Source organism: Lutibacter sp. HS1-25 (genome assembly GCF_004121075.1).
GTDB lineage: Bacteria > Bacteroidota > Bacteroidia > Flavobacteriales > Flavobacteriaceae > Lutibacter.
This window is the reverse complement of record NZ_RHLN01000016.1, coordinates 43,628-56,921: the sequence shown is the minus strand read 5'-3', so window position 1 is coordinate 56,921 and position 13,294 is coordinate 43,628. Positions and strand designations below refer to the sequence as shown.

9 protein-coding genes are annotated in these 13,294 nt (G+C 30.6%); 7 read left to right on the top strand and 2 right to left on the bottom strand.

Going from position 1 to position 13,294, the window contains the following annotated elements; genetic code table 11:
• The first annotated feature begins 83 nt into the window (after window positions 1–83).
• Genes udk through EC396_RS07775 form a run of 4 tightly spaced genes read left to right on the top strand, consistent with a single transcriptional unit; the run spans window position 84 to window position 2,971 of the window.
• Window positions 84–689 (top strand): uridine kinase, encoded by a 606-nt coding sequence (udk, locus tag EC396_RS07790; protein ID WP_129366145.1) that lies wholly within the window; start codon window positions 84–86, stop codon window positions 687–689.
• Between the two features lie 4 nt (window positions 690–693).
• On the top strand, window positions 694–1,020 hold the full coding sequence (locus EC396_RS07785; RefSeq protein WP_129366144.1) for a septum formation initiator family protein: 327 nt from the start codon (window positions 694–696) through the stop codon (window positions 1,018–1,020).
• A 42-nt stretch (window positions 1,021–1,062) separates the two neighbouring features.
• Window positions 1,063–2,355: a methylmalonyl-CoA mutase family protein gene (locus EC396_RS07780; RefSeq protein ID WP_129366143.1), complete on the top strand. Its 1,293-nt coding sequence runs from the start codon at window positions 1,063–1,065 to the stop codon at window positions 2,353–2,355.
• On the top strand, window positions 2,345–2,971 hold the full coding sequence (locus tag EC396_RS07775; RefSeq protein ID WP_129366142.1) for a methylmalonyl-CoA mutase family protein: 627 nt from the start codon (window positions 2,345–2,347) through the stop codon (window positions 2,969–2,971). The genes EC396_RS07780 and EC396_RS07775 overlap by 11 nt, the downstream gene beginning before the upstream one ends.
• A 74-nt stretch (window positions 2,972–3,045) precedes the next feature.
• On the opposite strand, the gene recQ is transcribed toward EC396_RS07775, so the two are convergent.
• Entirely contained in the window at window positions 3,046–5,160 is a 2,115-nt protein-coding gene (recQ, locus tag EC396_RS07770; protein WP_129366141.1) for a DNA helicase RecQ, read from the bottom strand.
• A 311-nt stretch (window positions 5,161–5,471) separates the two neighbouring features.
• Here recQ and EC396_RS07765 point away from each other — a divergent pair, with 311 nt between their 5' ends.
• The 3 genes from EC396_RS07765 to gatB/aspS all read left to right on the top strand — a co-directional run bounded on the left by EC396_RS07765 (window position 5,472) and on the right by gatB/aspS (window position 10,544).
• Window positions 5,472–5,741: a hypothetical protein gene (locus EC396_RS07765; RefSeq protein ID WP_205757929.1), complete on the top strand. Its 270-nt coding sequence runs from the start codon at window positions 5,472–5,474 to the stop codon at window positions 5,739–5,741.
• 67 nt (window positions 5,742–5,808) lie between these two features.
• Window positions 5,809–7,206, top strand: a complete 1,398-nt coding sequence (locus tag EC396_RS07760) for an amidase family protein (RefSeq protein WP_129366140.1) — start codon at window positions 5,809–5,811, stop codon at window positions 7,204–7,206.
• On the top strand, window positions 7,206–10,544 hold the full coding sequence (gene gatB/aspS / locus EC396_RS07755) for a bifunctional amidotransferase subunit GatB/aspartate--tRNA ligase AspS (RefSeq protein WP_129366139.1): 3,339 nt from the start codon (window positions 7,206–7,208) through the stop codon (window positions 10,542–10,544). Before EC396_RS07760 ends, gatB/aspS begins: the two co-directional genes overlap by 1 nt.
• Before the next feature lie 91 nt (window positions 10,545–10,635).
• On the opposite strand, the gene EC396_RS07750 is transcribed toward gatB/aspS, so the two are convergent.
• Window positions 10,636–13,293 (bottom strand): carboxypeptidase-like regulatory domain-containing protein, encoded by a 2,658-nt coding sequence (locus tag EC396_RS07750; protein WP_240665658.1) that lies wholly within the window; start codon window positions 13,291–13,293, stop codon window positions 10,636–10,638.
• Between the last annotated feature and the right edge of the window lies 1 nt (window position 13,294).

Sequence of the window (13,294 nt, the reverse complement as noted above, 5' to 3'; positions counted from 1 at the left end):
TTAAAAAAAATCTAAATTTCACCACAATAATCTTTAACCTATTATATTTGATTAAATTTGCAGCAAATTAAACAAGAAATTACATGCTTATAATAGGAATAGCAGGCGGAACAGGAAGTGGAAAAACTACTGTAGTAAATCAAATTTTAAATGAGTTACCGCTAGATGAAGTTTGTGTATTGTCACAAGACTCTTATTACAATGAAACCAAAAACTTAAGCTACGAAGAGCGTACAAAAATTAATTTCGACCATCCTAAGGCCATCGATTTTAACTTATTGGTTTCTCATTTAATGGATTTAAAAAAGGGAAAAACCATCAACCAGCCAGTATATTCATTTGTTACACACAATCGCACAGTTGATACTTTAATTACACATCCAAGAAAAGTTGTAATTGTTGAAGGAATTCTTATTTTTAACAATCCAGAATTGCGCGATTTATTTGATATTAAAATATTTGTACACGCTGATACAGATGAGCGATTGATTAGACGATTAAAACGCGATGTTGAAGAGCGTGGCCGTGATGTAAATGAAGTAATTACACGTTATCAAAATACATTAAAACCTATGCATCAACAATTTATTGAGCCAACCAAAAATTATGCAGATATTATAATTCCAAACGACAGACACAATACCGTTGCTATAGATATTGTAAGAACTGTTATTAGTCAGAAATTATAAATTTATGAACCTAAAACAATTAAAAAATAAGCCATTTGTAAAAATTATCACCAATAAATACGTGATTATTATCGCTGTTTTTATTGTTTGGATGGTATTTTTTGATGAAAACTCTTTGATCAATCATTTAGAATTCGACAAAGAAATCAATAAATTAGAAAGTGAAAAAGAATATTATAAATCTGAAATCTATAAAGATAGTTTGTTAATACAACAACTTCAAAACAAAAAGGAATTAGAGAAATTTGCACGAGAAGAATATCATATGAAAAAAGAAAATGAAGAAATTTACTTGATTGAATATGATACGCTCCAAAAAAACAAAGATTAACGCATATCCTAAAAATCTTCGACATTTCAACACAAAATACTTATGAGTAATTTAATTTTCAGCAATTTTGAACCAAGCTCATCAGCAGCTTGGAAACAAAAAATTCAGTTTGAACTGAATGGCGCTGATTTTAACGAAACATTACTCACAAAAACCAATGAAGGTATTACTATAAAACCGTTTTATCATTCAGATACTTTTGAAAAAGTAAACGTACCTATTTCAAAAAATAAGTTTTGTATTTGCAGTACAATTGCAATTACTAATGAAGAATACGCAAACTTTAAAGCAGTAAATGCAATTAAAAAAGGCTTTACCTCATTAAAATTTGAAGTGTCAAAACCTTTTAATTTTGAAAACCTTTTTCGCAATTTATTAAACAACGAAATTGAATTTCAATTTCAACTGCGTTTTTTATCTGAAGAATTCACCAATAAACTAATCGCATTTCTTAAAAACGAAACGGTTTATATAAATATTGATATTGTTGGTAATCTTGCAAAAACTGGCAATTGGTACACATCGCTCAATGCCGATTTTAAAAGTATTGAAAACCTGATTGAACAAAATGCTACAACAAAAATTTTAAGTGTAAATGCAGCATTGTATCAAAATGCAGGTGCAAATACAGTTCAACAAATAGCATACGCTTTGGCACATGCCAATGAATATTTTAACAAATTTGGCGGCAAAATAGTTAAAAACATGCAATTTAATTTTGCAATTGGTAGCAACTACTTTTTTGAAATTGCAAAAATAAGAGCATTTAGATATTTGTTAAATTTAATTTTAAAGGAATACAATACAGAATTTGACATTCAGATTTTTGCTGAACAAAGTCTTCGTAACAAAACAGCAAATCACAACATTAATAATTTACGAAGCATTAACGAAAGTTTGAGCGCAATTTATAGCGGTGCTAACACGGTAACAGCAAATAAATTTGACAAAGAATTGTTTTCTGAAACCAATATCAATGATCTTAAAATCGCTGCAACAGATTGTTATTATATTGAATCTATTACCAAACAAATTGCTGAAAAAGCTTTAAATATTTTCAAAGAAATTGAAAAAGGTGGCGGCTTTTTAAATCAGTTAAAAGAAGGCACCATTCAACGAAAAATTGTTGAAAACGCAAAAAAAGAACAAACGCAATTTAACAATGGCGAATTAATTTTAGTGGGAGCCAATAAATATAAAAACACGCTTGAAACTGTAAAATTAGACACCTTTCCAATTATTGAAAGAAAAAACCATAAAACGTTGATCATTCCTATAATTCCAAAAAGATTGGCAGAAAAATTGGAACAAAAAAAATCAAGAAATGATGCGTAAAGATTTTTCAAAACTACATATTGAAGTTCTAAAAGAAAAAGAATCTTACTTTAACCACGAAGATTTTATTGCTGGTGTTGCACCAAATTTAAGAGGAATTCATACAACCATGTATTTTCAAAATCCATTAAAAACAACTGTTTTAAATGAAGGTTCAACTACTTCAAACACTCTTCCTGCAATTGAATTGTCCAATTTTTTAACAACATCATTTCATTCAATTCAAAAAAGCATCAAAAATAATATTAGAATCGACAATGCTGTTTCGCAATTATCTTTTAAAACTACACTTTGTAAAAATCATTTAAATGAAATTGCAAAATTAAGAGCAGCAAGAATGTTGTGGGCAAAACTAATACAATCATTTACGCCGCAAAAACAAGACTCTTTAGCTTTAAATATTGAGGTCACAATTAACAATCCACTAAATGCATCTGCTGCAATTTTAGGCGGCTGCCAAAGTTTAACTTCAACAGAAAGTCATTTATTTTTTGAAGAAGAAACTGATATTTTAAAAACAATTGATCCTTGGGCAGGTTCAGCAATTATTGAAAAAAAGACACAAGAAATTGCCAATGAAGCTTGGCTATTATTCCTAAAAGAAACAAATTTTTAGATATTATTCGCAATGTAAGTATGTAAACTTATTTTTAAACTTCATAACTTTCATATTCAGTTTTACAAGTTCCACTAACCTTCTTTTTCAATCATTGCAAGTGCCAATCTAATTTTAAAATATTCAATTTGCCCTTCAAAAAGATCAAAATAAGGCTTTAAAGCAGGTGGATTTTCTAATTCTTCTTGCGCTTTTCGTATCTTTTCAACTTCTTCATTACTTACAAAACTATGAATATCAACATTCTTTCCATCGGTATATAATTTTGCCAAATGAGAAAAAATGGTCGTAGATTTTAAATTTCTTTTTTTAGCAATTTCATCTATAGACAAGCCTTCTTTGTACAATTCATAAGTTACCAAATTGGTATCATTTTTTCTTTCTTTCTTCACCTTACTACCTACAAACGAAACTATTTCAGCAATAAAATCATCTCCATAAACTTCTAATTTACGCTGCCCTACTCCACTTATCTCCAATAAATCTGCTTCACACATAGGGCGAGCTCTTTCCATTTCTTTTAAAGTAGCGTCACTAAAAACCAAATACGCAGGAATATTTTCATCTAAAGCAATTTGATGACGCAATTTACGTAAACGCTCAAATAAAGTATCTTTTTTAACTTTAGGTTCTTTAATTGCTTTTTCAACAACCTCTTTTTCTTTTACTTCAACAGGTTTTGTTAAATACACAATCTCATTTTCAAACAACACTTTTTTCGAAAAATTAGTCAAACGCAGCGCATTGTTTTTATGAAAAGCAATTTCACAAAAACCCTGATTGATTAACTGAATAATATATTGCTGCCAATCTCTCCAAGAAATTTCTTTTCCAACACCGTGAGACTTCAATTTATCGTAACCTTTGTCTAAAATAGTTGCATTGTGCGCGCCTCTTAACACATCAATAACGGTTCCTGTAGCTTCTTCTTCTTTTAAACGCGCAATTACCGAAAGTGCTTTTTGCGCAATCACCGTTCCGTTAAAAAATTGTGGTGGATTTTTACACACATCACAATTTCCACAATTTTTAGCCATTAATTCTCCAAAATAACTCAACAAAATTTTTCTTCGACAAGTAGTAGCTTCAGAAAATTGTTTCATTCGTTCCAATTTCGCAGCCTGAACTTCTTCATTAGCAGCACCACTCATAAATTTACGAAGCTGAATTACATCAGAATAACTGTGAAACAAAATCGCAGTTGCTTTCATTCCATCTCGACCAGAACGTCCTATTTCCTGATAATAGCCTTCAATATTTTTAGGCATATTGTAATGTATTACCCAACGCACATTGGACTTGTCTATGCCCATACCAAAAGCAATGGTTGCGCAAACAACTTGGGTTTTGTCGTAAATAAAATCTTCTTGTGTTTTTGTACGTTCCAAAAAATTTAACCCAGCGTGGTAAGCAGTTGCGTTGATGCCATTTTGTTTTAATTTTGAAGCCAAATCTTCAGTAGATTTTCTACTCAAACAATAAATAATACCAGCTTCATTGGGCTTTTTTCGCACAAATTTTAAAATTTGCAACACCCTATCATTTGCAGGTCTAACTTCCAATTCAATATTTTTTCTATCAAAAGAAGCTAAAAATCGTTTTGCATTTGGAATATTTAATTGATCTAAAATATCTCTGCGAGTTGCCTTATCTGCCGTTGCAGTTAAAGCTATAATTGGTGTATTTGGCAATGTTTTTTTTAAAAATCCCAATTGCTGATACGACGGACGAAAATCGTGACCCCAAGACGAAATACAATGCGCCTCGTCAATGGCAATGCAACTCACATGCTCTTCGGTTAAAATATTTTGTAACAATTGCAAACTTTCAGGCGCAACATACAACAACTTAATTTCTTTGTTTACAACCTTATCAAAGATACTGTTTTGCTCGTGCGTTTCCTGACTACTATTGTAAAAATCTGCAGCAATACCATTGGCATTTAAACCATCAACCTGATCTTTCATTAAAGCAATTAATGGCGAAATAACCAAAGTTAAACCATCAAACAACAGGGCTGGCAATTGAAAACAAATAGATTTTCCGCCACCAGTTGGCATAATTACCAAATTGTCGTTTTTCAACAAAACCGATTCAATAATTTCTTGTTGTTGAGTTCTAAATTGGTCGTAACCAAAATATTTTTTTAAAGTAGGAAGTAATTTTTCTTGATTTTCTGTTGAAAGCATTGCAACTATTTTGTGCAAAAATACATTTAATTCACAAAAGAGATCACCTTTCTGTGGTCAAAGAAAAAGCTAGATCTATTTCAATTAACAAATTAACGATAATTGATAATCTATAGTTAAATTTTATTCAAAATTCAATTCAACACTACCATAATCAACTATTTTTAACATATTGTTAATTAATACTGTTTATTTAGCAGATATACGCATAAACCCTAGGAAATGATTAAAAAAAACGTGCATTCCACGTAAAACTTTTGTAATTTCGCCTGCTTAAAAGTTTGATTTCTAAACTAAATAATTATAAAAAGATGAGTAAAATAATGACAGTCGACATATTGTCGAGTATTAAAGGAGCACAGCCCTCAGAAACTGTGAATAAATTATTTGATGTGATTAAAAATGCACCATTAACAAATAATAACTCTTTAAATAATGTCAATTATAATTGCTTGTCTATAAATGATTTAAGAGATGATATTGTTATTGAAAGCTCTGATTTGGAAAAACAAATTATTATTGAAAACTTTCCAAAACAGAAAAAAGGTTATTTAGTAGTTTCACAAGTTATAGAAGACTAAATGAATTTTGAATTACGAATATGTAATTGCTAAAATTCAACTAATTAACAATTCAACTAAAAATTAAATGGAATCTCAAATAAAACACATACACCAGCAATTGGTGACTAAACAAATAACTTGTACAGCACTTGTGCAAGAAAAATTAGCTTTATTAAAAGAAAACACACACCACAGCGTAAATTCATTGTTAGATGAAATGGCATTGACTTTGGCAAAAAAAGTAGATGCAAAAATTGCAAATGGTGAAGAAATAGGCTTATTAGAAGGTATTCCTTTCGGAATTAAAGATGTATATATGGTTCAAGGAACGTATACAACTGCCAGTTCTAATATTTTAAAAAATTACAAATCTGCTTACACGGCTACTGCCATTCAAAAATTATTAGATGCAGGTGCAATTCCGTTGGTTAAAGAAAATTGTGACAGTTTTGGTCACGGTTCTTCAAGTGAAAATACCATTTTTGGCGCAGTAAAAAATGCCATTGACACCAATTTAGTTGCAGGTGGTTCAAGTGGTGGATCTGCTGTGAATGTTGCCAAAGATTACACCGTTTTTTCAATTGGTGGAGATACCGGAGGTTCTATTCGTCAGCCAGCAGGTTACAACAATATTTATGGTTTAAAACCAACTTACGGACGCATTTCTCGTTTTGGCTTGATGGCTTATGCATCTTCAACAGACTGTGTTGGTCCGTTGGCAAAATCTATTGAAGACATTAGGATTGTGCTGAACGTAATGAGTGGTAAAGATACAAAAGACCAAACTACCATTGCTTCAACAGAAATTGACGAAGAAGCAATTTCAAATAACACCGTAAAAACAGTTGGTTATTTTAAAAACTTTATCGACAATAAAGCAATTGACCCAAAAATTAAAGCTGATTTTTTAGCAACTATTGAAAAAATTAAAGCAAAAGGCATTGCAATAAAAGCGTTGGATTTCTTTGATTCTGAAACGTTGGTTTCTACTTATTATACCTTGGCAATGGCTGAAACTGCCTCTAACCTATCGCGCTTAGATGGTACCAATTACGGAAGTAGAATTGAAGGCGAAAATTTAAAAGACACCTATTCTATTACACGCTCTGAAAATTTTTCAGAAGAATCTAAACGAAGAATTGTTGGTGGAAACCAAGTTTTATCACAAGGTTTTTCTGATGAAATTTATTTAAAAGGCTTGAATTTGAGAGATCAGATTTCAGCAAATTTTGAAAAAGATTTTGAAGAAGTTGATATCATACTTTCACCAGTAACGCCTAATACTCCTCCAAAAATTGGAGACAGTTTAAAAGATCCTTTAGCAATGTATTTATCTGATGCTTACACCGTTGGTTTTAGCCTTGGACAATTACCAACACTAACTGTACCTCAAGGAACAGCTACTGGGCTTCAAATTACAGCAGCAAAAAACAACGAACAAACCATATTGCAATTTGCAAACTTTTTAAAAGACACGATATAATGGAACTGGAGCAATTAATGAGCGCAATAAAAGCGCACGATTTAGAATTGGTAATTGGACTTGAAACACACGTTCGATTAAATACCAAAACCAAGTTGTTTTGTTCTTGTCCAAATCAAGAAATAGAAACACCAAACCACAATATTTGTTCGGTTTGTACAGGACAAATGGGAATTTTACCTGCCATTAATAAAGAAGCTATTACAAAAGCTATTTATTTTGGAAAAGCGGTAGAATCAACGTTTTCTAATGAAGTAATATCTTGGGATAGAAAACATTACGAATACCCAGACAACCCTAAAAATATTCAAATAACACAATTTCACAATCCTATAATTCCAGACGGACAAGTATCGTGTTATAGAAATGATGGTTCGCAATTTACAGTGAATTTAACACAGGTTCATATTGAAGAAGATGCCGCAAAATTAATGCACGAAAAAAAGATTTCGTTGGTTGATTTTAACAAAGCAGGTGTGCCTTTGATTGAAATTGTAACAGAACCTTGTATTCGTCATATTGAAGATGCTTCAATTTACGCACAATACATTCAACGTATTGTTCAGAATTTAGGAATTTCAGAAGCAAACCTTGAAAAAGGAGAATTTAAATCAGACGTTTCGGTTTCACTTCGCAAAAAAAGAAGTTACGATTTAAATCCACGTACCGAAATTAAAAACTTAAACTCGTTTAAGTTTATGGTTGATGCTTTAAAAGAAGAAGTTGAAAAACAATTTAACTACTACACTGAACATAAAGAATTTAGACCAGACCAAACCACTGTTTTATGGGATGCCGATTTGAAGCAAACCAAAACAATGCGTAAAAAAGAATTTGAAGCCGATTATCGCTTTATTTCTGAACCTGATTTGCCTTTTGTAAATATCAAAGAAGCTATTGAAAGCATAACCGTTGACACCAGTGTGTTACCTTATGCGGTTGAGTCTATTTTGATTAAAGGTGGTGTGTTGCCTCAAGATGCTAAATTTTTTACAGCAGACGCCAAGCGTTCAGAAACATTTGTCGCCATAAATAATGTAATTAAAGACCCTTCATTTGTTGCTAAAACACTGACAAACAATTTAAAAGCTGAAGAATACGCGAATATTAAAAATATCAATCATTTAATTGAAATTTTTAGTCTTTTTAAATCTGAAAAAATCACAGCGGTTTTGGTGCAAAATGCCATTACAGCTTATTTAAAAGATCGCACTTTTGATTACAATAAATACTTTGAAGAAAATACCATTTCTGAAGATCAAATAAAAGCAGCTATTGACAAAGTAATTTCTGAAAATGAAGCAATTGCAAACGACATTAAAGCTGGAAATCAAGGAAAAGCAGGTATTTTAGTAGGAAAAATAATTGCAATTATTGGTAAAGGCGCTTCAGGAAAAGTAATTAGAGAAGGTATTTTTGAAGCTTTATTGGGCACTGAAGTTGACAATAAAAATCTAGAAGTAAAAGCTCAGACTACCACTTCAAAAATTGAAAAAACAACTTCAAAAGAAACAGAAGAAGTTTACGCTGAAATTCCTTTAATTATAAAAGAAGAATACAGGACACATTTGGTTAAAGATTTAACTGAAAAATCTATTTCAGAAACAGTTACTTTAGCAGGTTGGATATCAAGTGTTCGTGACCACGGTGAATTGATTTTTATCGATTTACGCGACGCGAGTACCGAGGTTTTACAAGTTTGTTTACGACGAGAAACTTTCCCTAATTTAGATGAATTGGTAAGGTTAAAACCCGAATCTGTAATTACAGTAACTGGTGTTATTGTTCAACGTAATGAAGACGATTACAACCCTGCAATTAAAACAGGTAAAATTGAACTTGAAACTTCGGTATTGGAAGTTTTAAACTTATCAAGAACATTGCCTTTTGAAATAAAAAGAGCTACAAAATCTAATGAAAATGTGCGTTTTCAGTACAAATTCTTAGACCATAGAAATGATGATGTTAGAAAAACAATTGTAAACCGTCACCGTGTTATAAAATTAATGCGTGATGTTTTAGATGAAGAAGGATTTTTAGAAATAGAAACTCCTATTTTAACTGCAGGAACAGATGAAGGTGCAAGAGAATTTATTGTACCATCTCGAAAACAATCTGGTTCATTTTACACATTACCACAAGCACCTCAACAGTTTAAACAAATGTTAATGGTAGGTGGTTTTGACAAATATTTTCAATTAGCACGTTGTTTTAGAGACGAAGATTCTCGTGGTGATCGCCAGCCTGAATTTACACAGTTAGATATGGAAATGGCCTATTTAAGTATGCAACAAATTATAGATTTAAACACAAAGTTGTTTAATGAAATTGTTGAAAAAATATATGGCAAAAAATGGATTTTACATCCGTTTCAAGTAATTACTTACAAAGAAGCTATGGATAAATACGGTTGCGACAGACCAGATTTACGCTATGGTTTAGAAATGCAAGATATTACCAATATTGTAAAAGACACCACTTTCCAAGTATTTAGCAAACCTATTGAAGATGGCGGTATTGTAAAATGTATCAAAGTTTCGGCTAAAGAGCAAGGCAACAAACGTATGTCTAAAGGTCAAATTGAAAACCTAACTGCAAAAGCACAAGAACACGGCTTGGGTGGTTTGGCTTATATTATTGTAAATGAAAACGATTTGCAATCGCCTATTATCAAGTTTTTAGGCGAAGATATTGCAGCCCGAATTATTGAAGCTACCAATGCACAAATTGGTGATATTGTATTTTTCTCTGCTGCAGATTATGCAACTGCCAACAAAGCTTTAGATGCTGTTCGCCAAGAAATGGGTAGAATTTTTCATTTAATCAATCCAAAAGAATTACGCCCAGCTTGGGTAGTAGATTTCCCTATGTTTGAAAAAACAGACGAAGGTCGTTGGACATTTACACACAACCCATTTTCTATGCCAGCAATTTATGACATTGAAAAACATATGAATGGCAAAGAAGAAGAAATTGGAAGTATTATTGCACAACAATACGATTTAATTTTAAACGGTTACGAAATTGGTGGTGGATCAGTTCGTGCACATAAATCTGAAATCTTAGAAGCGACTTATAAAAATATGGGGTACAACAAAGAAGAAATGATAAAAAGTGTAGGAACTATGTACAAAGCATTTCAATACGGCGCACCTCCACATGGTGGTATTGCCTGGGGTGTTGACCGTTTGATGATGATTTTAGAGAAAAAAGCTTCTATTCGTGAAGTAATGGCATTTCCAAAAACAGGATCTAGTGAAGATTTATTGTTTGGCTGCCCTTCTCAATTATCAGATAAAAAAGTAGAAGAAATGAATGTACAAGTTATTAAAAAATAATTCAATTTGAATTACATAAAAAGAGGTTATTGGAATATTAGTTTTCAGTAACCTTTTTTTGTGCCTTTTATAATAAGTTCACAAGTAACTTTTACAAATTATAGCCAATAGTAAACAGTAAAATTCTTGGTAAAATATACGTTTTCGAATCAGAAATTATATATGTTGAGAAACTATTAAATTGTTTAAAATTGGCATTAAATAAATTTTTAGCTTCGAATTTAAAACTCCAAACGCTATTTTCATTTCTGTATGAAAGCGTCGAATTCAAAATTTGATACTTATTTTTTTGATTAAGCATGGTATTTTCATATCTATAATTTTCGAATTCAAATGAAAAAATAAATCCTTCTAAAAAATCATAATCAATATTTAGATATGGCCTATTTGTAACAAATCTTGAGTTTAAATCACTTGAAATATAACTCCCAAAATTTTGCTCAAAACCAAATTCAACCGTTGGAAATTTATCAAATAATGTTTTTGCCAAAACTTTATAACCTATACTATTACTTTGATTTGTAACCGTTACAGTATTTATATTTTGAAGGAATTTTGAAGTCGCGGCATTGGTACTAATACCATACTTTATATCTTTAATTTTTTTTGTTACATTTAAATTAAAACTATAACGCTCCTCAGGATTATTAATAATTATTGGAGTTATAAATTGATTGACACCTTCAAACTGAACTGTATTTTGTATTCCTTTTACTTTTTTTGTGTAATTCAAAATACTAAAAAGCATCAAACCCTTATACAGGCTAAATCGACTGTAGTACAATCTGGCTGAATGCATTAATTCATTTTCTAAATGCTCATTCCCTTTAAAAACAGTATTGTATGAACTTAAATAATAGCGATTTGCAAATTTTGAAGCATCAGAAAAAAAACTTTTTAATTGATAGTTAAATTGTAATTTATTAGAATTACTGAATTCTATTTTACTAAAAAACTCAGGCAGCACAATTAATTTATGCTTACTTACTACAGGTAATTGAACTAAATTCCAATTATAATTATGTAAAAACAGCCCTGGTTTAATTTCAAAAATACCAAGTTTTCGCTTGTATTGTATTCCCAAATACAAATCATTTAATTGATAATTTAAATTATTTCCAAAACCTGCTTCCGAAAAATCAACAGTTGTGCCGTCATCCAAAACTTGATTTTCTTCAGTTTTGTATATTACTTTGTTAAATTTATTTCCAACCGTTGTATAAATATGATTGGTATTATTGATTACCCAATAATGTTTAAAAACAGTTGAAAAATTTGCATTTGTAATTTCATTAAACTGATTAAACAAATAATTAGCTGTTTCAGTAAAAGGAATTAGCCCTTTTAATAATTGTTTATTTGTTTCCCAGATAAACGTTGGTTTTTTATTATTAAATTCTGTTGATAAGGCAAGTGAAAAGGAATGCTGCCTTGATAGTTTTTTATGTAATTCAAACGTCTGATTTACAAAAAAAAACGGATTTTTAAAATTCGTTTCTATTGACAAATCATTATCAACGATAAATGATTTAAATATTTCATTGTAAAAATTGTCCCCCCTTTTTACAGAAGTTTTAAAATACCATTGTTCATGGGTAGATGGCGCATACTCAACCCTAAAATTACCAAGAGCAATTTGGTTTCTATTATTCCTAATGTTTTCAGTAGCTTCTGTAAAAGTTGGATATTGGTTTAATGATTCTTCTATCGATTTGTTTTTTACATGAGAAAATATTCCAAAACCGCTAATGGTTAATTTATTATTTATGGTTCTATAAATATTTAATGCGCCAAATTTATTGCTACTTTCTACTACATCCTGTGTCTCTAAAAACTGAGATAATTCAATATCCGATTCATTATAAATTGAACCATTATCATTTAAAATAGCGCTTACGCCCCCTTTAAAATTCATATAATCTTTAACCGAAAATGTTTTTTCTCCAGTATTATTCAAATTCCCTATAAAATTGGCCGTTGTTTTAGGACTGTAATAGAACAAATTACTATGCATTCTATAAAAATCGTTTGCCCCTTTCCCAACTTCTACATCACCAAAAACAAATTCTTTTTTGTCTTTTTTCAGCATAATATTCATAGCCATTTCGTTTGAGGAAGATACATTTTTTAAAAAGGCTATTTCACTATAATTATCAATTACTTGAACTTTATCTATAGCATCCGCAGGAATATTATCAACTGCCATTTTTGTTCCACCATCAAAAAAAGTTCTTCCCTCAACCAAAAGTTTTGTGATTTTTTTTCCTTGAACGGTAACATCTCCATTTTTTTGAACCTCAACACCTGGTAATTTGTTCAATACATTTTTTAGTTTTCGTTCGTCTCCAGTTATAAAGTGATCTGTATTAAAAGTTATTGTATCTTCCTTATAAATTACGGGAAGCTCTATTACTACTTCTTGCAATTGATTTGGCGCAACGCTTAAAACAATATTTTTTTGTGAATTTTCATGAGCCACAAACTGAAAACTTTCTGTTTTAAATCCTAAATAACTAACAGAAATAGTGTATAAATTATTTTTCAACAACTCTAATTTGTAATAGCCAATATCATCTGTTATAGAAAATTTTAATGCTTTTGATGAATCTTTAGGCTTTGCTATCACATTTGCATAAGCTAAATAATTTTGTAAACTATCTTTAACAACTCCTTTTAAGTTAACAGTTTGTGCTTTTAAACAAATACTCAAAAAACAAATAAACAGAAAATAAAGATGCTTTTTTATCATT

Excerpts from the sequence above, each read along its gene's own strand:
- udk (WP_129366145.1), top strand. The coding sequence starts at position 84 with ATGCTTATAATAGGAATAGCAGGCGGAACAGGAAGTGGAAAAACTACT.
- EC396_RS07785 (WP_129366144.1), top strand. The coding sequence starts at position 694 with ATGAACCTAAAACAATTAAAAAATAAGCCATTTGTAAAAATTATCACC.
- EC396_RS07780 (WP_129366143.1), top strand. The coding sequence starts at position 1,063 with ATGAGTAATTTAATTTTCAGCAATTTTGAACCAAGCTCATCAGCAGCT.
- EC396_RS07775 (WP_129366142.1), top strand. The coding sequence starts at position 2,345 with ATGATGCGTAAAGATTTTTCAAAACTACATATTGAAGTTCTAAAAGAA.
- recQ (WP_129366141.1), bottom strand. The coding sequence starts at position 5,160 with ATGCTTTCAACAGAAAATCAAGAAAAATTACTTCCTACTTTAAAAAAA.
- EC396_RS07765 (WP_205757929.1), top strand. The coding sequence starts at position 5,472 with ATGAGTAAAATAATGACAGTCGACATATTGTCGAGTATTAAAGGAGCA.
- EC396_RS07760 (WP_129366140.1), top strand. The coding sequence starts at position 5,809 with ATGGAATCTCAAATAAAACACATACACCAGCAATTGGTGACTAAACAA.
- gatB/aspS (WP_129366139.1), top strand. The coding sequence starts at position 7,206 with ATGGAACTGGAGCAATTAATGAGCGCAATAAAAGCGCACGATTTAGAA.
- EC396_RS07750 (WP_240665658.1), bottom strand. The coding sequence starts at position 13,293 with ATGATAAAAAAGCATCTTTATTTTCTGTTTATTTGTTTTTTGAGTATT.